This window comes from Rummeliibacillus sp. SL167 (genome assembly GCF_007896505.1).
Taxonomy (GTDB): Bacteria; Bacillota; Bacilli; order Bacillales_A; family Planococcaceae; genus Rummeliibacillus; species Rummeliibacillus suwonensis.
The window spans coordinates 2,028,946-2,055,811 of sequence record NZ_VCBM01000001.1; the positions used below are offsets into that span (position 1 = coordinate 2,028,946).

Annotated in this window: 21 protein-coding genes; 4 read left to right on the forward strand and 17 right to left on the reverse strand. The window is 36.4% G+C overall.

What is annotated here, in order from left to right:
- Nucleotides 1-219: 219 nt before the first annotated feature.
- Entirely contained in the window at nucleotides 220-888 is a 669-nt protein-coding gene (locus FEZ13_RS09175; protein WP_255473083.1) for an ABC transporter ATP-binding protein, read from the reverse strand.
- Nucleotides 889-900: 12 nt separating this feature from the next.
- Complete coding sequence (locus FEZ13_RS09180) at nucleotides 901-2,466, reverse strand: ABC transporter permease (protein ID WP_146552367.1); 1,566 nt, start codon at nucleotides 2,464-2,466, stop codon at nucleotides 901-903.
- An 865-nt stretch (nucleotides 2,467-3,331) separates the two neighbouring features.
- On the opposite strand from FEZ13_RS09180, the gene FEZ13_RS09185 reads away from it, so the two are divergent.
- The gene (locus FEZ13_RS09185; RefSeq protein WP_146552368.1) at nucleotides 3,332-3,601 is read left to right on the forward strand and encodes a hypothetical protein; all 270 of its coding nucleotides are present in this window, start codon (nucleotides 3,332-3,334) and stop codon (nucleotides 3,599-3,601) included.
- Nucleotides 3,602-3,688: 87 nt separating this feature from the next.
- On the opposite strand, the gene FEZ13_RS09190 is transcribed toward FEZ13_RS09185, so the two are convergent.
- On the reverse strand, nucleotides 3,689-3,997 hold the full coding sequence (locus FEZ13_RS09190) for a metal-sulfur cluster assembly factor (RefSeq protein ID WP_146552369.1): 309 nt from the start codon (nucleotides 3,995-3,997) through the stop codon (nucleotides 3,689-3,691).
- 52 nt (nucleotides 3,998-4,049) lie between these two features.
- Nucleotides 4,050-4,817, reverse strand: coding sequence for a prolyl oligopeptidase family serine peptidase (locus FEZ13_RS09195; RefSeq protein ID WP_146552370.1), 768 nt, complete (start codon nucleotides 4,815-4,817; stop codon nucleotides 4,050-4,052).
- 675 nt (nucleotides 4,818-5,492) lie between these two features.
- Here FEZ13_RS09195 and FEZ13_RS09200 point away from each other — a divergent pair.
- Complete coding sequence (locus FEZ13_RS09200) at nucleotides 5,493-5,864, forward strand: hypothetical protein (protein ID WP_146552371.1); 372 nt, start codon at nucleotides 5,493-5,495, stop codon at nucleotides 5,862-5,864.
- A gap of 479 nt (nucleotides 5,865-6,343) precedes the next feature.
- Here the strand turns inward: FEZ13_RS09200 and FEZ13_RS09205 are convergent, their stop codons facing one another.
- A complete protein-coding gene (locus tag FEZ13_RS09205) occupies nucleotides 6,344-6,586 on the reverse strand; it encodes a hypothetical protein (RefSeq protein WP_146552372.1) in 243 nt (80 codons plus the stop codon).
- Between the two features lie 396 nt (nucleotides 6,587-6,982).
- Nucleotides 6,983-7,228: a hypothetical protein gene (locus tag FEZ13_RS09210; protein ID WP_146552373.1), complete on the reverse strand. Its 246-nt coding sequence runs from the start codon at nucleotides 7,226-7,228 to the stop codon at nucleotides 6,983-6,985.
- A 243-nt stretch (nucleotides 7,229-7,471) separates the two neighbouring features.
- Here FEZ13_RS09210 and FEZ13_RS09215 point away from each other — a divergent pair, with 243 nt between their 5' ends.
- Nucleotides 7,472-8,287, forward strand: coding sequence for a Cof-type HAD-IIB family hydrolase (locus FEZ13_RS09215; RefSeq protein WP_146552374.1), 816 nt, complete (start codon nucleotides 7,472-7,474; stop codon nucleotides 8,285-8,287).
- A gap of 144 nt (nucleotides 8,288-8,431) precedes the next feature.
- On the forward strand, nucleotides 8,432-9,289 hold the full coding sequence (locus tag FEZ13_RS09220; RefSeq protein ID WP_146552375.1) for a DegV family protein: 858 nt from the start codon (nucleotides 8,432-8,434) through the stop codon (nucleotides 9,287-9,289).
- Between the two features lie 433 nt (nucleotides 9,290-9,722).
- On the opposite strand, the gene FEZ13_RS09225 is transcribed toward FEZ13_RS09220, so the two are convergent.
- The 11 genes from FEZ13_RS09225 to FEZ13_RS09275 all read right to left on the reverse strand — a co-directional run bounded on the left by FEZ13_RS09225 (nucleotide 9,723) and on the right by FEZ13_RS09275 (nucleotide 26,864).
- Nucleotides 9,723-11,189 carry an alpha-amylase family glycosyl hydrolase gene (locus FEZ13_RS09225; protein ID WP_146552376.1) on the reverse strand — a complete coding sequence of 489 codons (1,467 nt, stop codon included), beginning with the start codon at nucleotides 11,187-11,189 and terminating at the stop codon, nucleotides 9,723-9,725.
- 401 nt (nucleotides 11,190-11,590) lie between these two features.
- Nucleotides 11,591-11,932 carry a DUF1516 family protein gene (locus FEZ13_RS09230; RefSeq protein ID WP_146552377.1) on the reverse strand — a complete coding sequence of 114 codons (342 nt, stop codon included), beginning with the start codon at nucleotides 11,930-11,932 and terminating at the stop codon, nucleotides 11,591-11,593.
- A 660-nt stretch (nucleotides 11,933-12,592) separates the two neighbouring features.
- The gene (locus FEZ13_RS09235) at nucleotides 12,593-13,495 is read right to left on the reverse strand and encodes a fumarylacetoacetate hydrolase family protein (RefSeq protein ID WP_146552378.1); all 903 of its coding nucleotides are present in this window, start codon (nucleotides 13,493-13,495) and stop codon (nucleotides 12,593-12,595) included.
- A 41-nt stretch (nucleotides 13,496-13,536) separates the two neighbouring features.
- On the reverse strand, nucleotides 13,537-14,730 hold the full coding sequence (locus FEZ13_RS09240; RefSeq protein WP_255473084.1) for a DUF418 domain-containing protein: 1,194 nt from the start codon (nucleotides 14,728-14,730) through the stop codon (nucleotides 13,537-13,539).
- Between the two features lie 13 nt (nucleotides 14,731-14,743).
- Nucleotides 14,744-18,418, reverse strand: a complete 3,675-nt coding sequence (gene addA, locus FEZ13_RS09245) for a helicase-exonuclease AddAB subunit AddA (RefSeq protein ID WP_146552379.1) — start codon at nucleotides 18,416-18,418, stop codon at nucleotides 14,744-14,746.
- Entirely contained in the window at nucleotides 18,402-21,908 is a 3,507-nt protein-coding gene (gene addB / locus FEZ13_RS09250) for a helicase-exonuclease AddAB subunit AddB (RefSeq protein WP_146552380.1), read from the reverse strand. Before addB ends, addA begins: the two co-directional genes overlap by 17 nt.
- 195 nt (nucleotides 21,909-22,103) lie before the next feature.
- Nucleotides 22,104-22,724 carry a TVP38/TMEM64 family protein gene (locus FEZ13_RS09255; RefSeq protein ID WP_146552381.1) on the reverse strand — a complete coding sequence of 207 codons (621 nt, stop codon included), beginning with the start codon at nucleotides 22,722-22,724 and terminating at the stop codon, nucleotides 22,104-22,106.
- 433 nt (nucleotides 22,725-23,157) lie between these two features.
- Complete coding sequence (locus tag FEZ13_RS09260; protein ID WP_146552382.1) at nucleotides 23,158-23,388, reverse strand: CsbA family protein; 231 nt, start codon at nucleotides 23,386-23,388, stop codon at nucleotides 23,158-23,160.
- Nucleotides 23,389-23,400: 12 nt separating this feature from the next.
- Nucleotides 23,401-24,570: a PDZ domain-containing protein gene (locus FEZ13_RS09265; protein WP_146552383.1), complete on the reverse strand. Its 1,170-nt coding sequence runs from the start codon at nucleotides 24,568-24,570 to the stop codon at nucleotides 23,401-23,403.
- Nucleotides 24,571-24,765: 195 nt separating this feature from the next.
- Nucleotides 24,766-26,205, reverse strand: a complete 1,440-nt coding sequence (locus FEZ13_RS09270; RefSeq protein WP_146549614.1) for a S41 family peptidase — start codon at nucleotides 26,203-26,205, stop codon at nucleotides 24,766-24,768.
- Nucleotides 26,206-26,282: 77 nt separating this feature from the next.
- Nucleotides 26,283-26,864: a peroxiredoxin family protein gene (locus FEZ13_RS09275; protein WP_146549615.1), complete on the reverse strand. Its 582-nt coding sequence runs from the start codon at nucleotides 26,862-26,864 to the stop codon at nucleotides 26,283-26,285.
- Nucleotides 26,865-26,866 lie beyond the last annotated feature (2 nt).

Genomic DNA, 26,866 nt, shown 5'->3' on the forward strand with positions numbered 1-26,866 from the left:
TATTATTATAGGGTTTTCTGCAATAATATATCAAAAAAGCTTGATACGTTTTATAGCGACCAAGCTTTTTTGATATAAAGTAAAACTTAGACAACAGGTTTTCTCGATTCCAACTGTGACTGCGTATTTACTGAAACGATCGAGCTTTCATCTCCTGCTTTTTCCTGATTCTTGAAGTGCAAGCCTTGATACTATTCGTGAAAAGCTTGGACTCTTCAACTAATTTTGAAATTGCAGTTCATTGAATTTTTTATGCTTCAACTCGAGTACAATATCACATTCTTTTGCGATTTCTCTTTCATGGGTAATGACGATAACACATTTTCCTTGATTATGCGCTAATTCTTTAAACAATCGAACAATCTCTAAAGAATTTTTTTCATCTAAATTACCAGTTGGTTCATCGGCCACAACAAGTCGAGCTTCACAGCACATCGCCCGTACAATTGCTACACGTTGCTGTTGACCACCTGATAAATGCTGCACATTTTTTTGCGCCAGTTCCTTTGTTATTCCCACTTTTTCTAACATGGAGAACGCATAATCTTTTCGATTTGCTTGATGACTATGAGTAATTTCCATTGCTGATACAATATTATCTACCGCAGACATATATGGCAGCAAATTATAGGATTGAAAGACAATTGATACATATTGATTACGGTAATTCGTCAAGCCAATCTTCTTCAATGATTTTCCTTCATATAATATCTCGCCAGTTTTAGGAACATCTAGTCCTGCGATCAAGGAAAGAAATGTTGTCTTTCCTGAACCGCTTGAACCTAAAATGCTATATAATTTTCCCTTTTCGAATGTCAAGTTGACATTTTCATAAAGCGCATCAGCTTTATTGTTATACCAATAATTTACGTCTTTTACTTCTAACATCATTTCACCCTCTTATGAGATTAAGATTTTTTTAGGTTGCATACGCATAACACCGATAGATGCGATAATCACTGCTAAAAAGCTGATGGCTAGTCCAAATCCACCTAATTCCACCAATTCTTTCAATGATAATGTAATATTCAAATCTTCAATTTGTTGCGCGTTTTTAGCGCTGGAAGCACCGAAGTTTGAGAAGGATGATCCTCTGCCAAAATTTTCTGAACCTCCTTGACGTCCTTGACCTAGATTTTGCCCACCAGCTTGTCCTGGGCCTCCTTGACCAGGTCCGCCTTGATTATTTGAGGTTGAGGCAGTCGTCGTAGCTTGTTGCTCTAATAGTTGTTCGCCCACTATATTGCCAACAAATTTGCCACTCACGCCAGCGATGACAAGGGCAACTATTAAGACGGCTAGCAATTCTGCGAAGAACTGGCCAATAATCTTGAAGCGTTTTTCACCAAGTGATAGTAGTACACCGATCTCATATTTTCGTTCGCGGATCATTAATATAACGATCAGCGCTAAGATAACTGTACCCGCTGCAGATACAAGAATGACGATTTTTTTGGCGAAGCTTTCTACATTTTCTAGCGGTTGAATCATTTGTTGATATACTTGATCATTCGTTCGTAAACTATACGTATCTGTATCAAGACCCGCTTTTTTCGCATCTTTCTCAAAAGTGTCCATTTTTTCTGGATCAGATAATGTATAAATCACTGAATCTGCACTATCTTTATAGTCATCGCCTTTTACTTTATTGGCAAATGTGTAAGATGTGTAAATGGCATTGTATGGATTTAAAGCGGTCATTCTCATACTTCTTGCATCTGCTGTTTCAGAAGTTTTGTAAATACCTACGACTTTCAATTTATAAACAGTGTCTTCATCCTCAGAATCAGTCACTTTGATCGTATCGCCCACTGAGATATCATTTGCTTTTGCTAAATTGGTCTCAATAACCGCATGATTGCTGTCGACATCATCTTCTGTAATCCCAACACCTTCTGTTATTTTGGCTGTCCCACTTGTAAAATCACTTGCTGTTGCTGTAGCATTTGTCCCTTCAATGGTAATATCCCCTGATGACATTCTCATCATTTGCATGCCACCATTAGGGCCGCCTTGCTGATTATTTCCTCCATTACTAGAATTGCTAGAAGAAGATTCATCTTCTTCCTCATCTTCAGAAGAAATAGCATCAAAGGATTTGGCATTCACAGAGGTAGATGAGGAAATGCTATAAGACGCTACATTATCCAACTTTGCTAATGTATTGACCGTATCCAGATCAACAGGAGTGATGGAAAAACTTCCTGGATCAGGTCGATCACTTTTATCAGAAGAATCATCGCTATCTGACGAACTTGATTTCTTCATCGCATTCTCCATATTTGTAGACAGCGTAACCGTTGCCCCCATGCTTTTCTTGGCATTTTCTGTTGCTTTTAATGAAGCACTTTGTATCGTTAATCCTGCTAAAATGAATATTAAAATGGCTGAGAATACAAAAGTAAGCAAAAGGGTTCTTCCTTTTTTCGCTTTTGTACTATAAAAAGCGCGTTTTATAAAATTCATTTGAAATCCTCCTCAATTAAAAGATGTAATATTCTTTTCTCGATCAGTCCAACATTTCTTCCAATCCGAGCTCGTGATGAATGAAAGATGAATGACTGTATCTCCTTTACAATCAAAGTATATAAATCGAATGTATCAGGAATATGTCAAGGAAAAAAATACGCTATATTTTTTTAATATAGCGTAGAACGTTGATTTCATAAGGGTTAAAAACTACATAGGAAGTATCTTTCAAAGCAATTCATCTAACTAACCAATATCATTTTTAATAGGAACGTCAGAAAAGCACCTATTAATTTCTATATATTTATCAATTCCTCACTTTATAATAATCTCTTTCCCTTTATAAGCAGTTCACCAAATATACATATCCTTATCTCTTAAACTAATTCTGCATTTTATAAGAAGCACTGAAACATCCTTAATATCCATTAAATTTAATACTTATATACTATTTTTTGAATATTAAACGCCTTAAAATTTGCGTAAAATAGTCGAATAGTCCATATATTTTATAAAATTAAGTAGAAACGAATCTACAGCTATAGTAAAATACTCAAATGCAAAAATATGGATATAGTACCTTTTAAGGAGAGAAAGTCGATAGCACGAGATGTCGGTAATCATTATTGGAGAAGTAAAAGAGAATATTCTGCTTTTACGTCGCCAAATAAGACCATCATATCCCCACTGTTGAAAGAATGGCTGGACATTTGCCGTATTATTCAAAAAAAAATTAATTTGATTATTTTGGACTCCATGTTCATAAATAAAAGTCTAAAAGAATTCTATAAAAAAATAGAACTTTTAAATGAGTGGATGGATGTTCCCCTAATACTTTTTTATTTCTTCTAATCATGAAGATATGATTGAACAAGCTTTTGATGTTGGCATATTTGATTTCATTTCAAACCCATTAGATTTTATAATTTTTAAAGCAAGAATTCATGCGGCCTTAAAATATCAAAAAGAATTAAGTTTGAGGAAGCTAAAGGAAGAACGTCAACAAATTGATTTATCTATTGCCAAAAAGGTCCAAAAGCATGCACTAACCCCTTCTCTGCATATGGAAAATATTCAGTTTGATGGATTCTACGCTAGATCTAACATATTAGGAGGAGATATGTATAGTTGAACCAGCAGCAACACTGTCAATTTAAAAAAGACATAAAAAATCAGCGGAGAAAGATCCTCTCCACTGATAACTGATAGAAATTTTATATTATCGAATCCCTAATGCCATTTTAGCATAGCGAGACATCATATCTTTTGACCAAGGTGGATTCCATACTACGTTGACATCGACATCTTTTACTTCTGGAATGTCAGATAGTACTGTACGTATTTGGTCCACAATCACTGGACCTAATGGGCATCCCATAGAAGTCAATGTCATTGTCACCATGCATATGCCCTCATCATTTAAATCTACATCATATACTAAACCGAGGTTAACGATATCGAGACCTATTTCCGGGTCAATAACATTTTCCATAGCCCCAAGAATATTTTCTTTTAAATCTTTATCCATGATGTTTCCCCTTTCCTCATGTTGTTTACTTCATCATAACATGCCTATTATCTTATGCCAAATGGTCTGCAAGCCACTTTGTTCCTGCAAGCATACCTTTCCGAGATACTTTATGACCAGCCTTTTTATCAACGATGAAGGTTAGATCCTCAGGGTGTTCCGCATAATCTTGTTGAATACTTTCATAAAATGCATAAGTAGGCTCAAACGGAACCGTATGATCTTTTTTTCCGTGCCAGAATAATACAGGACGTCCTGCCATTGACTCTGGATGTTTACTCATATCAAAGTAACTGATCGTTTTATACATTTTATCTAGTTCTTCTTGACTTAATGGAATCTTGAACCCTTTTTCTTCAAATCCGCCAATCTGCGCTTTTGCCAATTCTACATAAGCTGGTGCACCCATCATGACAGATGCTGTCTTAATCCATGGATACACTTTTAAACATCCCATTGTAACAATGGCCCCCATAGAAGTTCCAGAAAGCCCAATTTGATCGGTTTCTAATAGTCCTCTTTCTTTTAATTGCTTATATAAATAGTCCACTTCTTCAATAGAGGTCAGCACGACTTCCCAAAATCGCAAACTTAGCTGAACTTGATCCAAATCCTCTTCACGTTCACCGTGCAATAAAGCATCCGGCAATAACACTCGAATGCCACGATTGACTAGTTGATATGCATAATGTAGGTTATGCTCTTTTGCACTTTCAAATCCATGTAAAAAAATGACTACAGGTGACTTTGCCGTAACCGTTTCCTCATCATATATATGCAATAAAGAGATGTCCCCCCAAATTTCATGATCTACCTTCATCCTACTCACTCCCTCGTCTCTATACTGTCATGTTATCAAAAAAAAGGAATTGTTACAAAGCTTTGACGAATTACTCATCGAAAGGATAAAGTGAAGCTTCCATCAGTGGGGTTTTCTTCATCCTCCACTGAACTAGAGGAACGGAAGTGAAAAACGCCCTGTTCTTTGGCAACACCTGAGGGATCAACATCTTGCCCGCCCAAACCAATCGGGCATATGCAACAGTTGTTCTCCTTTCTAACTTTTTTACTTTCTGGCTAAATTTTGAGTGGGAAATATTACTGCCTTTCATGCGGAATAAACTTTAAAAGAGAAAAATTTCTTGAGTGTGGCAAGTTTTTTTCAATGTTTTTGAGGGAATGATATTAATAATATTGTTAGAAAGTTGACAGTAAATCACATACTAATTTAGTGTGATTCAAAATTGTAATATGATACTATAAGGACATATAAATAGAGTTGCATATTTTCTAATACATTTTATGTAAATTAATTAGAAATACCTTATAAGCATTGTATTTAATTAGGAGTTCAAGAGAAAGAAAATCAAGAAAATCTTTGAAATAAGGCAACCATTTTTAGAGGAAATTCAATAGATCCTTCATTCAGCTAACCAGCTTCACTAAAAAATTCTTTTGAAAAAAACTCTTACCATGAATGACGAGGAGGAAAAAGATGAAAAAATTATTGAATATTTTATCAATTTCTATTTTGATAACAGTACTTTGTTCAACTACTACTTCTAATGCTAAAACAACTAACGATGATATCGATTTGTTACTCATTCCTTACAATAAGATAATGACTAAGCTTAGTATAGAGTACGAGGTGAATATATATGTACCAGAAAAAAACAAAGAAAAATTCTTTAAAAGTGTTCAAGATATGTCTCCAAAAGCATTCGAAAAGTTGCTAAGAGATCAATACAAAGAGTCAGAAAAGTATAAGAAAGAATTTTCTTATGATCAAGGGGAGTATAAAAACCCATATCCTAGTTACATTCCAAATGCGGAGAACACGATACCAGCAAGTCCGATGAATCCATAGATCACATGATTCATCGTTTTTTTGTGATAAGGCTGTATGAAAGGTGATAAACAGCCTTTTCAATGCAGCCTTTTTTGTCGGCTAATTTATCAAGTAAAGTGCAGCAATCGCTTCTGAATGCTTACTTGCGTTTTGATTTTGAAATGAGGAGCATACTGATTTTCGATAGAAGAAAAAGTAAAATAAAAATAATTTGATTTATACTACTCCCTTGACTACTAGGACATTCCTTATCTTAAAAAATAAATAAAAAGGAGAAAGGCCAGATGGATTGTCCTTCTCAAGGATACTTACTTTTAATTGTTCATACTAACTTGATAAAGTGAAACTAATAATCAGTGGGGGTTTCTCATCCCCCCTGATTATTAGTTGAACAATTGGGCCTTTGCGGACAGTTTATCTCCCACCTAACTTCTTTACTTTCACTGAATTTTGAGATGGAAGTGTTACTGCCCGTTCATGCGGGATAAATATATTCTTCACCACTCCAAATCGGGTACTCTCTCCATAAATTTCTTTCCGTCAATCATCCCATTTTCAAATAACTCTTCCGCTGTCCGAAACTCTTGCGTGTATGAATCTTTTGAACGTGTTAATAAATAACTTTTTTTTTCGCCATATAACCGACTTATCCACCACTCTTCTGATTTATAAAAAAAGTTTAATTCTTGTTCTTCGTTTACTACGCCTTCTCTAAATTCTTTCCACTCTTTTTCGCTCACTTATTTCACCTCTTTACTTTCATTGTTTTAGTATCCTTTATCAGGTGCCCATTTTCCTTTGGAATTATATCTCCATTTATGTCGATGAGGTACTTTAGGATGTTTTTTAGAATTACCATGGTCTGTATAATGTATGTCTACATCAACTTCGCCACTTTTCCCGTAGTACCTTCTAATCTTTAATTTTCTATTCTTATAGAGATCCTTCGACGAATATCTTTTTCCTTTTATAGGTAGTTTTCTTTTATGCAATAAAATGGTTGTATTTTTTACATTATACTGTGTCTCGAAAGCCTACAAAAGTATTTTTATCCTTCCAATTCGATTTCAAACTGCTAAGGAATTAAATCCCCGAAAGTCTACAAAAGTATTTTTATCCAACAACTAATTAGCTTTTCAATGTTTTTTTTGTGATGCAGCTGGCTTAATAGTTCTATCTGTTTTAATGTTCATATTTTTCCAAAAATCATCTTCAACCCAGCCATGTTTAAGACATTTAGAAAGCATTGCTTTTAAAAACCTTAATCTCGCTGATTTTGATGTATCTTTCATATTTAGTGAATCCAAATAACTTCCTGTTGTAAACAATGAAGCATCTGCTTCCACTGAAAATATGCCATGTTTTCGTGAATTTTTATACATACTGACAACCTCCGATACATAAATTTTTCGAAAGTTAATTGCATCAGAGTATAATATGGATATTTCGTTTTATACAACTCCCCGTTACAAAATTTTGACGAACACCTAATAGAAAGGATAAACTCAAAAGAGAGATAATTTCCTGATGGATGGCAGTTTTTCAACGCTTCTGTCCTATTCTCTTTCTAGTGACTTTTGGGAATGATACCGATATCAACTTGCGAGCGAAGGGAGTGTTATGGAATGGTACAACCCCATTTGATTGTTTTAGATTTAGATGGTACGCTATTAACCGATGAAAAAGTAATTTCTGAAAAGACCAAACGCACGATTTTAAAGGCAAAAGAGGCAGGTCATGAAGTGATGATCGCGACTGGTAGACCTTATCGTGCGAGTAAAATATATTATCATGAACTAGGCTTACATACACCAATCGTAAATTTTAATGGTGCCTTCGTGCATCACCCATTAGATCAAAATTGGCAAACTGTACATAAGCCCATTGATTTAAAAGTTGTCCAAGAGGTTGTTGAATCCTTAAATCGTGATCAATTTGAAAATTTGGTTGCAGAAGTAATGGATGATGTATACGTCCAATACCATGATGAAAAATTACTCAATATTTTTAGTATGGGCGATCCAAAAGTAACAACAGGTGCTCTAAAAGACTATTTAAAAGATAATCCAACAAGTCTACTCATTCAATCTAATGAAAAGAACGTTCCCATTATTCGCAAATACCTAGCCGATACAAAGGCTGAGTTGATGGATCACAGACGCTGGGGAGACCCTTTTCCAGTCATCGAAATTGTAAGACATGGTCTGAATAAAGCAATTGGTCTTTCACATGTTGCCAAAAAATTGGGCATTCCTCGCGACCGCATTATTGCTTTTGGGGATGAGGACAATGATTTAGAAATGATCGATTATGCAGGTGTTGGTGTTGCAATGGGAAATGGAATTGGTCAGCTAAAAAATATTGCCAATGAAATTACCACATCTAATAATGAAGATGGGATTGCAGAAGTACTGATCGATCGTCTTCATTTATCACGCTAACGAGCAATAACGTCACCCACTTTCATATCATTTTGGGATCGACTGCCCGTAAAATATCTAATGGATTCATCTACCACTCAATGAAGGGAATATTCCCCACTTGAGTAAGCTTTCACTTTATCTGAAATTTAGGGGGTTTGAAAAATGAAAATTTATGCGGATAGCGCTTCTGATTTGCCAAAATCTTTTTATGAACAAAACAATGTCACCATTATACCACTGCGGGTTCAACTGAAAGGTCAAGAACATGATGACGTCGTAGGTGTTGATATCCAAGAAGTATATGATGTCATCCGTTCAGGTGAAATGTTAAAGACATCTCAAGTGTCACCCGAACGCTTTTTAAAAGAATTTACAGCGCTCGGTCAGTCTGGAGAGGAAGGCATTTATATCGCCTTCTCGTCTCAACTTTCTGGTACCTACAGCACAGCCGTCATGATGGCGGAACAAGCAAAAGAAAAATATCCCGATCTTAAATTATCGATTATCGATTCAAAATGCGCTTCAATGGGGTATGGTCTACTTGTAAAAGAAGCAGTTCGACTTCGTGAAGAAGGTGACACAGTCGATCAAATCACAGAGAAAATTCGTTTCAATGCCAAACATATGGAGCATCTATTTACAGTAGGAGATTTAGATTACTTAGCAAGAGGCGGTCGTTTATCAAAAGCAAGTGCCTTTATCGGTGGCCTTTTAAGTATCAAACCTGTTCTTGATGTTGAAGATGGTAAACTCATTCCTATTGAAAAATACCGTGGCCGCAAAAAAGTATTTAAACGCATCATCGAGTTAATGGCAGAACGCGGCGATTCTCTTTCTGAACAAGTCATCGCTATCACTCACAGTGACGACTTAGAAGCAGCAGAAGAGATGAAAGCTTTGATTATCCAAAACTTTCATCCAAAAGCCGTAGAAATCCATCTAATAGGTTCAGTTATTGCCGCACATACTGGAACTGGTACAATCGCCGTCTTTTTCTTAAATAAACTATGGAAAGAATAATAGAATTTGTAACTGAATAGAACCTGATCGAAACTCCTGATAAAATATAGTTTGGTTTTGTCAGGAGTTTTTGCATATTCAACAGCTTATTTTCTATTTATTCAATGTTGGAGTGGGATAAACCTTCTAATTGGGGAGTGAGCTTCTATATTGCTTGCTGATTTGATTTATTTGCTCTTTCGAAGACTTTATTCGCTCTCTCCGGTGATTTATTCGCTCTTTCGAAGACTTTATTCGCTCTCTCTGATGATTTATTCGCCCCTTCGAAGACTTTATTCACACTCTCTCCGATGAGTTTATTCACTCCTTCGAAGACTAATCTTCTTCTCTGACGAAAAAATTCAGTTTCTCATAAAAAAAGCAGAGCACAGAATATTCTTTTACATCATTCTGTGCTCCGCGTAAAACATATGTGTTTTTAAAGATACTTTCATTATTTTGCGTTTTTATATTTGCGCCCTCTACGTAATATCACTACTATAAATCCGATGAATAGTAGGTAGACGAGACCTAACGCGATCATATAGGGAACATTGAGCCCCTTATGATCGGTTACTTGATAAAGTTCTACAATTTCACGTTCTACTACTAAATTATATTTGCCGTTGTCATCTGGACGGACAATGTCGCTTTCGAAAAGTCCACGTAATTCTTTGTTATTTCCAATCACTGATGAGTCCAGTGCGTACTTTTGTGTTTTATCGGTATTATTGACCATCACAATCCATTTCTCATCATCGGAATAACGTTCATAAATCATTAAGCCATTTTTGTTTTCTAATAATTTATATTTACCCGTACGAAGTGTTTGCGATTTATTACGAACGGATTGCAGATCATCTAAATAGTCAATAATGTCCTCTTTTGTACGGAAATCCATTGATCCATGCGTTTCTGATGGCTGCACACCATTTTGAGCTATTTCCGTGCCATAAGTAACAATGGGTACACCTGGCATTGTCATTAAAGTACCTAATGCTACTTTAATACGTGTTGGTGGAAACATGTTTGCTTCCGCTGCGGCATGTGTAAAACGAGCGCTATTCAAATCATCGATCATTAATGCTGGCGGCTTATCTGTATCACCATTCGCAAATGCTTTGAATGGCTCTTCTACTTTAGAAGAATCTTCATTAACGTTTTGGAAGATAGATTGATACGTTGCAATCTCTTGTGGATTATAATCCAAATCAAAATTTGCATCGCTTTCTTCATTAGAAATTACATAAAGATTATGCTTTTGTTGTTTCAAGGCTGCAATCATTTTATTGATAAATGCTGTATCTGCGTCTCCTAATTGTGTTAATCGGATTCCATCGACTTTATACTTTGTGACAAAGTTTACAGCCGCATCTATTAATGCTTGTTGTACCTCTTTTTTATCTGTATTCCAGTTAATCCGATTATCTTGAGCTGCTGTGTACCAATCTTTGCGATTTTCTTCTAATGTCCAAACATTGTCCTTGCTCACATGATTAATAGGGAAATCGACCATTGATTTGATCTTGCTTTTGTGTAGATTACTGATCAATGTTCTCAATTCTTTACTTGTACCAAAATGTTTCTCAATTTTGTTATAATCCACTACTGCACTTCCATCATATGTAGTAGATGAGAAAACGGAGCCTAAAGAAACCATCGTAAAGCCCATATTCTGAATATGGTCTATTTTTACATTGATCCCCTCAAAATCACCACCATGGAATGATTTCGGATCTTTCGCATTAATATTGTAATCGTTTTCTACACTCTTATTGAAAAAACGGTCAACGAGTACATCATATATACTTTCATTTTCAATTTGAGATGTTTGTTCTTCAGCATGCGCAGTCACCGTTGTAATCGTTGATGCTAACAACGCCGATGCTACTGCCGTACTTATCCATTTTGCAATGTTCACTCTGAAGTCCTCCTCTGCAGAACTTGTCCAAACTAATTTTAACAAACCATTTCAAAACTCTCCATGTTTTCATTCAAGTTTTCATTCAAAAAACGAATAAAACGAAAAAAGTCTACAAAACTGTAAAAAATCCATTTTATAATGAAAGAAATTTTTCCTTTATTTGTTTGGCAACTTATTACTTGTGAATAAAGGATTAAAAAACAGTTGCATCCATTATCCAATTTCATCCATTTAGATATAAGTTTTCGTTATGACTTGCTAGCTTCAATCAACATACATAGAGTTAAAAATAAGGATTCTTTCATTATAAAGACTCACAATCACCCTAGTTAACGCCCAAATAAAAAAACACATTCTAACATTGTGATTGTCAGAATGTGCTGATCTTACAACAAATATTAAAGTGGTAAGTGATAACCCATATAGAGTGTAAAAGCTAGGATAATAATAAATAATATCCATAGAAATCCGATCGTTTTTTCTTTTTCCTTACGCACTAAAATGATTTCCATTAAGCCGATCACTAAAAGACCGCCTAGTAATTTTAAACCATATTCCATTGCTAAAGAACTAGCCATCATTTCACTAAATACATATCCGCCGGAAAAAAGAATCAAAATGTAGAAAAGACGTAAAATCATATGTGTCATTTTTTGAGCTGTAGATCCTTTTTGCATCATAGCTGACACAAAGAATAGTACGATTGCGACTATAATCGAAGTTAAATGCAAGTGTAACATTTTCTAAAATCCTCCATATCTTTTTTCATTGCCACATTTATCCTATCAAAACAATAAGAACTATACAAATATCAGGTATGCTAGTTAGAAAAATAGAGTAAATATTGTCGATTACAAGACATTAATAACAGACCAATAGAAGAATATTTCCATTGGTCTGTAGCAAATATATGGCTACACTAGAATCTGTTCTTGACATAAAAATTAGATAGCTTATTGATTTCGGCTACGGCCTGCTCGCTTTTCAGCAGGCGAGCGCTGAGCCACTTCGGGGCAACAGGATGTTGGTCGCATCACGGAATTCTTGCCACAGGACGTGGCGTTCTTAGATTCCGTTCCTTCAATCGCTCCGTGCAGGGTCTTCATCTGTTCGTTTTTCCCGCGGGACATTGAATTGTCTTCCTAAATTCACACCGCAGGAAGGAAATGCATGCAGTTTCGAGGACCAAAGCAAGCCTCCTCCATAAATGGAGTTAAAATCAAGTATTAAGTACCATTTTTAACCAATGAATATGCATATTCATTTCTTCAAGCACCTGTTTTGGAAAAGACCCAAATATATAAAATGAAACCTCTCGCAGTTAGAATTTTTCAATATCCTGTCCTTGAATCTCTTGAGAGTCTTACTGTTTGTCCTATCGAATCAATTCATCAAGTTAATTATTCGAAGCGGTTTACTAGAGTACCGATGCCTTCGATAGAAACTTTGACAACATCGCCGGCTTTCAGGAATTGTGGTGGGTTCATCCCTTTTCCTACACCAGCTGGAGTTCCAGTTAAAATGACATCTCCAGGTTCTAACGTAACAATCTTTGATATTTCTACGATTAACTCTTCCACTGTGTGCATCATATCACCAGTGGAACCGTTTTGTCGTACTTCATCATTGACCTTTGTTACAACTGTTAGATTTTGTGGATTAGGTATTTCATCTTTCGTTACTAAATAAGGACCCATTGGGCATGCACCATCTAAACTTTTTCCTAAGAAGAATTGTTTATGCTTTGTTTGTAAATCGCGTGCAGTAATATCATTGGCAATTGTATAGCCAAATACATAGTCAAATGCTAAACTCTTAGGAATGTTTTTGCCCTTTTTCGCGATGACAACAGCTAACTCACCTTCATAATCTAATGCTGAAGTGATATCAGCATGTACAGATAAAGTTTGTTCATCGGCAGCTATAGATGTTGGTGCTTTCGTAAAGACCACAATATCTTCTGGAGCATGATCCGCTCCCATTTCTTTCGCATGCTCATTATAGTTTTTGCCAATACAAATAATATTTTTAGTTGTACGAGGTATTGGTGCTAACCATTCAATTTCTGAAAAATCACGTTTAAATTGTGACGAATCCTCTAATTGTTGCGCCGCTCTTACTAGTTTACGAGTTTGCTCTACAAACTCATAGCCATTGGTCATTCCTTCTACAATCGTTGCCGCATAAGAAGGAAGTACTTGAAGCTCTTTTTGAATGGCTAGTACGTCCCAAACAGCCTCTTCCCTTTTTACTTTTGGCCCAAAGCTTAAAATGTTGTTATAACGAAAAGATAATATTTTCATGAATATCCGAAACTCCTTCTTTTTTTATCATGATACATCATTTATTGATTTATTTCCTCTTTTTTCAGCACAGATTTCCCATAAGTTATTCTCTTCCACGCTGCTTCAATCGGTCCTTGCTTAAATAACATGAACCAAATCGTCGCAAAAATAAGTTGGATTGCATAGATACCGACAGCTAACCATGTTGCTGTATCTACCCCAATTTTACCATAAAGACCTAACCCAAAATGATAAAAAATGAGTGTACAAATAATGGATTGTGTTATATATACCGTCAGTGACATTCTTCCAGCCTTTGCTATTGGAGATAGCATCTTTGTTGCATATGGAATACAGCAAAATAAGACCATCACACTCGCATAACCTAACGCTAAAATCGGTCCGCCAAAATATGTTTGAATATAATCTAAAAAAGAATTACGCTCGAATGCGTACGGCAAAAATTTCAAATAAATACCAAGTGGTACCATAACGATTGCGAGTATACTCCACAAAACGTATTTGCTTTTTGCCTTCTCGATCAATTGCCATTTTGAAGCAGCTGCTCCCACTAGCATATAAGGCAAAATCGTGAATAACGCCATCAGCCACATACTTGGCGAAAATTGAATAGATAAATCGACTAAACGCTGCATGAATGCATCAGTCCAAGAACCTGCCCCGTATGCCTTTACAGCATCTTCCATAGATTCTATATCAATAAATTGAGATGGATCAGTACCCGAAGGATCAGCCAAAGAAGCTAATCCTACTAGCATTGCCATTATTCCATTAATCCCAATATAAAAGATCAACCCAATGGTTAATAAAAATACCGGTCTTAACCGAATAAGTGCTATGAGTACTAAACCACAAAAAGCATACGTCATTAAAATATCTCCCCACCATATCAAAAAGGCATGGAACATCCCAATGATGAATAGAACAACAAGTCGCTTGATACTAAATTTATAAAAAGAATCTCCTAAACGGGTCGTCTTTGTGTACTGCATTGCAAGCCCATAGCCAAAAAGCATGGAAAACAACGGATAAAAACTTCCCTGTACAAAAACATCTAAAATTTTATGATATTCCTTATCGATTGGAACCGTAAACCATGTCTTCAAATCTATATGTGGCATAGGCGTACTAAATGCGAACATATTCACTAATAAAATACCAAGTAAACTAACACCTCGCAAAATATCTAACGTATCGATTCTTTGTTTACTCGTTGTCGGTGTACTGTTCAATGAAAATTTCCTCCTACAGTTGGACTGGACATCTTGCATCGAAAGAATAAATGATTTTTTCATGTATATCAATCTGCAAAATTTCCTCTAGCGCTTTCTTATACAATGAAAGCTGAACATCATATCGGTGAGCCATTTCTTTTTGTAAACCTTCCATTGTTTTCATATTTGGTTGAATTCGATCCGTTTTATAATCAAGCAGCACCCACTGCCCATTTTGTTCTTGGAATAAACAATCAACAACACCTTGTACAATTTGGGTGTCACCATCATGATCTTCAAGGCTAATCGTAAATGGTAATTCTCGATACATTTCTTTCGCCGTCATAAATCGCTGTCCAATCTCCGTTTCAAAAAACGTGATAATCTTTTCTTCTTGTACAGCGGAGCCTTCTTCTTTCGTTAAAAGTTGACGTTCCACTAATGTCGTAACAAATTGCCGTACTGATTCTTCATCGTGCAGGCCCTCTTGAGGTATGTGCTGCATAACGGTGTGCATGGCTGTCCCAACTTCTGCCGCTGTCAATGAGCGCTGTTGCAAAAACGCAGGTCTTGTTGCGACTCGTTGCTGATGGGATGAAGAAGTACTTAAAAATTGTTCTGGTTCTTCTCGTGATTGCAAATTTTGAATACGTTTCAAGTCACTTACAGATGTTTTAGAACGTTTAGTAATCGCATGCTCAAATGCATAGGGTGTATCAAAGCGACTTTGGATTTCCTTCAAAATAGCTTCATCAACTGGTTGCGTTTCATATACATCTACATTTTCCTCTATATCCTCATCATTCTTCACCGTTTTCAATTCATCCGTATCGATAACCGTTAATTTCCAATGGGATAATTCTGAATCGTTTTCTTCATTCCTTTCAAAATCAGGATGTCTGGCAAAAGCAGGCCCAATCCAATCTAAATAATTTTTTGCCTTTGCTCGAAGAAAGTCTGGAAGTTTGTCCCCTTTTGGTATCTGTTGCGATTGTCTCCATTTCTTCTTCGTCTTTTCCCAGTCTTTTACTGATCCCACCAAATATAATTTTTCTTTTGCGCGCGTCATAGCAACATATAACACACGCATTTCTTCAGATTTCATCTCTAAAGTTTTCTTTTCCACCATTGCTAAAAATGGCAGGGATTTATACTGAAGACGCTTTTCTGGATCAATCATTTTGACAGCCAAACCAAATTGTGGATCAAATAAATATGGTAAATGGAAATCCATCTTATTAAACTCTCTGCCAAGCCCTGCAACAAAAACAAATGGAAATTCCAACCCTTTCGAAGAATGGATCGTCATTAATCGAACAACATTTTCCTTTTCACTAATCGCACGTGCTGCCCCCAGATCATCTCCCCGTAAACGCATCCGTTCTACAAATCTTAAAAAGCGGAATAATCCACGAAATGATGTTTTTTCATAAGCAATGGCTCGGTTATGCAATGCACGTAGATTTGCCTGACGCTGCTTTCCATTAGACATAGCCCCGACCATTTCGTAATAATTCGTATCCGTGTAAACACGCCATATGAGATCCGCTAACGAACCACGTCTAGCTAAATCACGCCAATCTTCTAATTGCAATAAAAATCGTTGTAGCTTTTCTGCAGTGACTGATTGAAGACCAGATCCTTCATCACGAACAAATTGCTTTAATGCCTCATAAAAAGATGCTTTCGGATTAGCTAAACGAATACTAGCTAATTCATTTTCAGTTAAGCCAACAAATGGAGCCCTTAAGACAGAAGCAAGTGGAATATCCTGAAATGGGTTATCAATGATTTTCAACGTATTGAGCATAATCATGACTTCAAGTGCTTCAAAATAGCCTGTAGAAATTTCCGCGTAAAGAGGAATCCCTGCAGTTTTGAACTCTTCCATGATATCAACAGACCAAGTCATCGAACGCATCAATATAACAAAATCTCGATATTCAACGGGTCTCTCTTCCTTTGTCCAAGGATCGTATACGACCATATCTGAATCGATAATACGTTGTATTTCTTTGATAATATATCGTGCCTCTTGTTGCGATTTTTTCAGCTCTTCTTCTTCTAAAAGGTCTTGGTCTTTTTCATCTGCTTCTTTTTCAGTTGTGTGTAAAATAACAAACTCAAGCGGCATCTCTTTTGGATCATAAGGAGCCTGTGGTTTTAAAGCCGCAGCTGCGTCATACTCTACTTCCCCAACCTCTTCTCCCATCACTTGTGAGAAAATATAATTCGTCCCATGCAGTACTTCTGGACGACTACGGAAATTGGCATTCAAATCAATACGTAACCCTGTATCAACTGGATTTTCATGAAAAGTCAAATATTTATGCAAAAATAACGTTGGTTCTGCTAGACGAAAACGATAGATAGATTGTTTCACATCACCAACCATAAACATATTGCCAGTTGATGTATCACCGCTTTTCACAAGCTGTAAAATCGCTTCTTGTAAACGGTTTGTATCTTGATATTCATCGACCAACACTTCTTTAAAATGCTGACGATAATCAAGAGCTACTGAAGAAGGGACAAGCTCACCATCTACTTCATCTGTTAAAATCGCTAAAGCAAAATGCTCCAAATCTGAAAAATCGACTAAACCTTTTTCATTTTTGGCTTTGCTATATTGTTCACTAAATTGGATAGCTAAATTTACAAGTGTTTCCATAATCGGCTTCATCAAACGAATTTCTTCCAACAATTTTTCTGGAGAGCGTTTAAAAAAAGTTTTGATAGGCTCTTCAAATAGGGCCTTTGCTTGACTTCTTTTTTCCTTCGCGAGATTTAATAGCTCTTCATCACAGCTTCCCTTTTTTTGTGGTTTCGCGCGATCCATTTTAGCCGTTTGAAAAAAGATATAAGCCTCTTCCCAGTTTTTTTCTACAAAACGCCTTGCTTCTCGGAACAAGATTAGATCTTTTTGAGCGGTTTCTCCAAAAGCAAAGGGTCCATCTGGTTGTATCGACAATTGATGAACTTCTTCCATTAAGCAGATGGCCCCATCAATATTATGTAAGATAGATTTTTGGATATAGGGTGTAATATCTAAATCATCGATGGTCGTATTTTCTTCCACATCATAGCGCTTTGGCAATGACTTTAGCCATTTCATCGGTTCTGGATTTACTCTAGACGTTTCATATAGCTTATTGAGTAAAACTTCAATCGCTTGGTCATCGCGATCAGAAGTAAAACTATCAACTAAGCGATAAATATCTTCTGCGTTTTCACTATCATAGGCAGCTTCCAGCACTTCTGCCAAAATATCATCTTTCAACAAAGCCGCTTCGGTATCATCAGCAATCCGAAAACCTGGATCAATATCTAGCAGATAGGCATATTGCCGAACAATATTTAAGCAAAATGAGTGTAATGTCGAAATTTGAGCCTTATTGATGAGGCTAAGTTGTCTACGTAAATGCTTGGATTGTGGATTTTTACGAATTTCTTTTTCCAGTGCATTGGCCATCCGATGACGCATTTCGGCTGCAGATGCGTTCGTAAACGTTACAACGAGTAGTTGATCTACATCGATTGGATTTGTAGTCGAAATAACTTTTTCAATCATTCGATTGATCAAAACAGCCGTTTTCCCTGAGCCTGCTGCAGCCGAAACTAATATGTCTTGTCCAGAAGCCCAAATAGCTTTCCATTGCGCATCCGTCCAAGTTGCATCCTCTGGTTTTTTAGGAATTTGTATCATCTTGTCCACCTTCTTTACGTATTTTTTCGATAATCTCCGTTGGCTTCTCTACGTATAATTGGCGATAATGTTGAGCTGGATCTGTTGTATCAAATTGACAAACACTCTTATATGGACAAAATTCGCATGCTGTTCGCTGTTTCATCCTAAAAGGACTGATATCTGTATGGCCTTCTAAAATTTCTTCTCCTGCTTTTTTATGTTTATTTCGAACGAAATATTGCAATGATTTCATATCATTTGGACTAATGATCGAGGAGAGATTGGGTGAGGTGCTACCATCCTTTTTCATATACACAGGAACTACTTGAGAATAGCCTCCAGATGATGTCAACTGATCATCCATTGCAATAATAGAATCATAATTATCTAATAATAAGCCACGCATTTTGAAATCCTTTAATCGTTCTTTTTCAGCTTCTTCTACTGTTAAACGATTATCGGGGCTCAGCATTGGATTATGGACGTGGATATATAATATGCCCCCTGCCTCCGCATGGATCGGTAGCCATTCCTCAGAATTAGTAATAGCAACATCTAAATAAGTGAGCATCTGTAATGACAAGCCATAGTACACATCATTTAAATCTAATTTATGTGCAGAAGATTTATAATCCACCACACGAATATAAGGTTTGCCGTTGATAGTTGTAGCATCGATTCGATCAATACGCCCCCGCATTTGCATTTTCTTATGATCTTTCAATTGAATAACAAGCGGTGGTAGTGGTTCGTGTGGGCCAAATGCAGCTTCAAGCGCAATCGGCTTAAACCCTGACACTTTTGCATGTTGGCTCAGAGATTGCAATGTGCGTTGTACGATATGCGTTAATTTGCGCGCAATATAACGATAACGTGCCGTACTAAGTAAAATCTGATGATACAGCAATGGTGAAATTTCCTCCACGGCTTTTTTCGCTAATAGTGCACATTGCTCATTTGACAATTGTGCCCATGTCAGCTTCATACGATCTGTTTCTTCCGCAATCCATTTCAAAGCTGCATGAAATAGATCACCAATCGTTGGCGTTTCTAAACGATACTCCGCTCTTTCCTCTAGTTGCAAACCATATGTCGAAAAATGGGCAAATGGACAACGATAAAATTTTTCAATACGAGAAATACTAGAGGTCAGTGTCGATCCATACAATGCTTCTGTCATTTCAGGTGTAAGTTTTTCCGCCTTGTTATGCGTTTTTAAAGGCCTCATTAGTCTTTCTAACACTGTTTTCCAATAGGGATCTTCTTCATAATAACGTTGCAACGCAAGCCATTCAGAGCCTATTTGATGGTCTTCTTGATGTAAACGGAGCTGTTTCATCAAATAGGCTAAGGAAGTCCGTGGGTGCATGATATAAGATAATGCACTCTGTTCTTCTAGTGATTCACTAGGATCAAGGAAAGCAATGGTTTTCTTGATGTTTTCCAACTGATCTTCTAAACGTTTTATATAAAGAGATGGCAATAGCGCTTTACTTTCCTCATCTGCCAACGCATAGGATACAATTAGTCGATCAGATGCCATTGTAAAAGCATGGTAAGTAATAAATTCTTCTTCTAGTAATCTTGTCTTTGAGGTTGGAGCAATTTCATATCCAGTTTGCAGAAACCATTCACGTTCGGAATCCGCCAGTAGCCCCTCATAATCCATACGTTTCGGATAAACACCTTCATTGACACCGATCACAAAAACAGCTTTCATCTTTGACAAACGTGCAATATCTGCATTGGCAACAGTTACTTGATCTAGAGATGGTGGAATGCGTGAAAACTCTAGTGTATCAAAGCCTTCATCCAAAATTTCATAGGCTTCGTCCAATGTCATGGTTTGATCGCCAAATAGCATCACAAACTGATCTAATATCTCTATCCAATGATTCCATGCTTGTTCATGCTCAGTCGCTTCTAGTAAACGCCCTTTATCCATTTCGTAATCTTTTAATGCCTGTAATTTATCAAAAACTTCTAAACCCTCTATGAAATTATATAAAGCTGTAACCATTTCTCTTCCTGTTTTTGCTTCTTTTAATTGATCTTCGAGGTCTTTTAATGGTTCGCGGACTTTCGCACGCATGGCTTCAATTTCTTGTTGATAGGCACGTTCTTCATCTGTTTGTCTTTTGGTGAATAACTCTAAACCACGATATTTTTTATAGTACCAGCGCTTTTCTTCAAACCAGCGTTTTCCATAAATCCCTTGTGCAAGCACAAAATTTTCAAGTATATCTGCTCGTTCTCTCCAAACCTGAATATCCGAAGTAACAGGGAAAAACAAATCGGTTTTTATTGCCCGGAAAATAGGCTCATACTTCCAATCAGAGCGAATCGCTTCCAACACAGATCGACTGAACTCAATAAGTGGATGATGAAGCATCGGCTTTTTCTGACTGACAAACACAGGTATATCATATTGAGGAAATATAGTTGCGATCAGTGGATCATAGACATCTGTTTGACGATATACGATCGCCATATCTCTGTAACGCATCTTCCCTTTTTGCGTCAGATCTCTCATTTTTCGAGCGATGGCATGAATCTCTGAGCGTCGATTAGCCGCTTCAATGATTTCTACACTGCCATCACTTTCTTGTTGAACTGGCGGGAACACTTCAAATTGACTTTCAATATGCCGTAAATCAGCGGTATGAAATCGATATTGCTCTGTACAATGATCAGTCGGTTCTACTTCTATACCATTTTCAAAAGCTATCTCTTTCAATCTTACATATGTGCGAGCTGATTGATAAAATAGCGCCTGTTCATCATCTGCATCCGTTTCTGACTCCATTGGCAATACAACTGTCACTCGATGGGCAACTTTTAATAGTTCCTGAACCAATTCAAATTCTCGCGTTGTAAAAGCTGTAAATCCATCTATATAAATATCCGCTTGGCGAATCATTTCTGAATGGACTAGCTGTGCGGTTAATAGCGGATAATATCCTTCACTATCAATATATGTAGTTCCCAAAGTATCTTCAATTGCTTGTACTAATAGATGTAGATCATGGACTTTATCTTGTAACGTTTTTGGTGCGTCTATTTGTTGAAAATTTTCTTCTAATTGTGATAGTGCAGCACTGTCTAAACTGTATCGGCTAAACTCTTTTAATAAGGATTCCATTTCAGCCGTGAATCCCCGTTTATCCGCTGCTTTACGAAATAGAGCAAATTCTTCTTTATGATTTTCTAATAATTTTCGAATAAGCATACGGTATCCGAAACCATTTATTTCTTTTCGACTGATGCCGCCAGTTTCTTGTAAAATCCGCCACGCTAAACGTTTAAAGGTGGTAACTTGTACTCTTATGATCCCTTTTACATCATAGTCATGCGTCATATCATACTCTGTTGAAAAAGACATTTGATCTGGGACAATTAAAAAAATGTAGGAGCCAATCGGTTGCTCTTTCACCTTTTTCATGATCTCTTGTTGAATAAATGTCGTTTTTCCAGTACCTGAACGTCCTGTTATCATACGCAGTGACATCTAATCCCCTCCTTTCGTATTTTATTCCTGTATGAGCAGGAAGCATGCCCTCTTACTTCAAAACACTAGCAAAAGTAGAGAAACAACTGCTTGCATCATTTCGGTTGGATCAATGACACCCAGTAAAATCGAGCACTCACTGGCTAAAATTTCACTGTATAACCTATATTATATCATTAAAAAGAACAAATGTTCTTATTTATTTCTATTTTTCGAATACTCCCGCATATTTTTTTCTACTTTTGCATTCATTCTTGCTTCCACTTGTTTACCGCCCCACCATAATAGGATGATAATCAAAACAATTAGGCATGTCCGAATCGGCTTTGTAATTAAAGCGTGTAAATCTGAACCAATCCAACTGATGATGAAAATCATGATGAATTTTGCAAGCATAATCGTGATTAAATAATTCTTTTTCTTTAAATTCGATAAACCGGCTACTATATTGACCAATGCGGATGGCGTAAATGGGAAACAAAGCAATAAAAATAAAGGTGTAAATCCTTGATATTCTACCCAATGGATTAATTTTTGGACTGCATGCTTTTTCGTAATCGCACGAAAAACTTTACTTTTTCCAAATTTGCGTATAATCAAGAAAACGCAATATGATCCTAAAACAGCCCCACTCCACGAAAATAAGAATCCCCACCATAATCCATATGCACTTGCATTGGCTACTACAAAAGCGGCTAATGGCAAAAATGGTAAAAATGATTCCAAAAATGGGAACGCAATGGCTAAGAGAGTACCAATTATGCGATATTGTTGTGCTAATGTTTGAAAATTTTCAATGGATAACCAATCTGGCACTCCTATTGCCTCCTTCAAATCTTCCATCTAATGATTTTTATCACTCGTCTATTAGGAGCGCTTTAAACACCTATAAGTTTCAAAAAATCGCAAGTATATCATACGTTAGTTCTTTCCATTCATTATACAATAGATACAAGATTCTTTAGAGTGCAAAGAACTGTTTTTTCTCCAATTTTTCGTTTCTTTTTTTAGTTGCAACCGTATTGTGAACAAAATCTTCACATATAAAAAAGCACCCCAAAAGTTAGATTGTTTGATCTAACTTTGGAGTGCATATCATGGAGCCACTGAAAAAAACAATTCATCTCCAAAACATAATAATCAGCTTTTTTAGTTCATAAAAAATAAAAGAAAAGACGAAATTTTATCTGTAAAAAGGGGATACTATTGTTTTTTAGTAGCCGCCATATTATTTAGATAACATATTCTTTTAATGCTTATTCCGATTCACCATTTTATTGGCATACCAGAAACCAACCGTTAGGGAAAACGCATCTACAACATACAAAGCGGGTGGGTGGGTGTAACCTGCATAAATGGACACAGCCATTAATGCTACCGAAAGTGCTAGACCTACATAATGTTGAAATGTAATTCGCGTAAATAGTACAACTAATAGACCTGGTAAAATAAGTGCCATCAAAAATTTGATTACCGACATCTTTTTCACTCCTTATCTTACGACGAGCAAACCAATCCTAAAATGATCGTGACGATAAATAACATGTTGTCTTAAACGAACTTCACCATCTTGATCGAGTACTTCTAATCGACAATGAGCAGCATTAACTTGTAACGCCTCATAAAGTTCTTCTTCTGTTTTAACTGGTACACCATTCACTTTACGAATACATTCACCGACTTGGATGCCCATTGCTTCAGCAGGAGAATCCGGTAAAACCCCAACCACCATAACACCTGAATCTTGTGGTGTTACAGCATAGCCGCCATGTCTTTCACTGATCGAATAAATAATGGAGATCAATGCTCGTCCAACAATTGCTACGCAAACGGCAGCAATCCCCATAACAGGGAAGAAATAAGCGATGATTGCTTCGATTAATACAAGTGCCCCTAATAATTGCACGGTTTTGCCCAATTGAGGATAAAAATGTACTGGAAGCATTTTGCGAGAACGTTGTTGGAAACCAATGATTATCGGTACAAGGATCAGTGAAAATGAGTCGCTCCCCAATGTAAATTGTGGCCAATATGGCACAAGCTCTTGGATTGCACCTCCTGGTAATACAAAGAAAATAGGAAGCAGCCATAATCGTTTGGCCAAATAAACAGCTGAAGGTAAGCCACGTTCTGTTTTTAATATTTTCGGAGACGCAATTTTAAATGCCTTTTTGGCAATTAAATAACCTTCTGCAATCAATAAAAGACCGATCATACATGGAATCGTGACGAGCATTCCTATATGCATCGATGCACTTGTTACATCCCAATTCAAGAAACGCCATGAACTATCAGTTATATATGTATACCACATCATGATAAATGCAATCCCTAAAGGGTAAGCTGCAGAAGCTAAATGATAATAGAATGTGAGTAAACATAAAACACCTACAGCCGCACTTAATACGATAAATTGAATTGGCACAACTAAGCCAACCACAATACTAATAATCGAAATGACCAGTCCTAATAGCCAACCTTCCTTGAACATTAATATAAAATCAGACCAGCCCCAGAAAATTCGTATATTAAAAGATTTTCTTTCTCCTTTTACCCGGCGATACCCAATTAAAATAGAGAAAATTATAGCGACATATAATAACGGATTTAAAAAGAAACGGCCGATGCCTTTTACTAGTTCCATAATGATGTCCCAAAACATTAATTTGCATCACCTTTCAAATTTTTGCTATATATAGTGTTCTTTTCATTGTACCAAACGACCGTTTGAAAACGAAGTCTTTTCCTCTATATCCGAACTAAATAACTATGTTTGGGTCACTTTCATAAAGCAAAACTTCACACAGTGGGATTTTCCTCATCCCTCACTAGGTGTTAGTTAAATCAAGCAAGCTTTTTACTGATTTATTTTTTGATTTAAAAATCCTACTGCCATTTTTAATTGTAAATCATTATTCAAATCATCTCTATATTTTACCATTTCCTCACGCAATGCAAATAGAAAAGATTCATCCATTTCCTTATTGTTATTCTTTAAATCATGTTTTTTACTATATTCACTAACTGATTCTGCGGTTGTTCGATCAAAATAGCCATCTACTCGATTGATTGGATAACCTTGTGCTTTTAGTACTTCTTGAACAGCTTGAATACTTTCAGAAAAATCTCCCTCCACAAAATGCCCTGCCATTGGTGGTAGGTTCATATGATATAGTGCATTTTGTTCTACCTCTAAAGTTGGTTTAATGCCCTTCCCATGAATCCATTCACGCTGCGGGGTTAACCATTTATGAGTAGAAAGCTTTAGCTCCCCGCCATTTGATAATGGCCATGTTTCTTGTACAGTTCCTTTACCAAAACTTTTTACGCCAACAATAGCCGCTCGATTCAAATCTTTTAAAGCTGCACTCAATACTTCACTGGCAGAGGCACTTCCTTCATCCTGCAATAAAACAGTCGGTAATTTTTTTAGCTGCTCATTATATTTATATGCCATATCCTTTTTCACTAATTGTAAGGGTTCCTGATATCCAACTGCATCTTCCATATAAGCAAATGTTGTATTTGGTTTGACCAAACTACCAATAATTTGCGCGACACTCTTTAAATAACCTCCTGGATTGCTCCGGACATCAATAATGAGTGCAGAAACATTTTGTTTGATCATTTCATTAGTGTTTTTATACCACTCTTCTGCTGTTTTTTCTCCAAATACTGAAATAGAAACATAGCCAATATTTTTCCCTTCAGAAACTAGTACTTTACTGGTAACGGATTTCTGTGCTATTGCAGCCCTTGTTATATTTAGTTCAACATGACGTTCCTCAGAAGGTCTATAAACAGTGATTTTCACATTCGTGCCTGCTTCACCGCGAATAAGAGCTAAGAGTTCTGTTAATGTTTTACCATCCGTACGCTCTTTTCCGACTTGAACAATCTCATCATATGATTTTAACCCCGCCTTTTCAGCTGGTGAATCCTTCATAGGAGATACAATGATAAAACGTCCTTGACTTTCTGTAATTTCCGCACCAATTCCTACCCGTTCATCCGATAATTGCTCCCTATGCATCTTCGCTTCATCCTTCGTATAGTATGTACTATACGGATCTTTCAGCGCCCCTGCCATCCCATTTATAGCACCTTCAACCAGCTGATTTTCAGATGTTTCATGAACAGATTCTTTACGAATTAAATCATATGCCTCCTCAACAGATTGCAAAATACCCTGTTCCTCTTTTACGGCCTTGTCCGTTTTCTGGTACTTCCAAAAGGCAAAAATCCCAATACAAACTAAAAGTATTATACATAAATAAAGCCACCATTTTCTTTTCATCTCGTCCCTCCTATATCCATTTAAATGTATGAATAGAGGACAAAAATTAAAACTTGAAAATGGTGGATACGTCTTTATTATTTTATAGAAGCGATCGTTTTTATCATCATTTCTTGATCCATTGGCCCCTTAATTATCTTTTGGATCACTCCCTTTGTATCTATGATAAATGTAGTGGGAATCGTCATAATTTCATATTGTTTTTGCTGTTCTCCTTTTGTATCTAATAGAACTGGATATGTCATTTCATACGATTTTATAAAATCACGAATATAATCTTCATCTTTGTCCGATTTGGTTAAATTCACAGCAAGGATTTCAACATGATCTTTCTTCGCATGTTTTTTATAATATTTTTCCATATGAGGGATTTCTGCTTTGCACGGTGGACACCAAGTGGCAAAGAAATTTAAGATAACTTTTTGTCCACGATAATCAGAAAGTTTTATTTCTTTTCCATCAAGTGTTTTTAAAGAGAAATCTGGAGCCATTTGATTAATTTCAATCCCGCTTTTGGTTTTATTATTGACCTCGGTTGAAACTTGAGTAGAAGATGTATCCATTTTCTCCCCTTCAGCTACTTTAGATTTCACTAAATTTGTTAACGCAATCGCAATTAACGCTAATATTAATAGTAATCCAAAAATTTTCTTTTTCAACG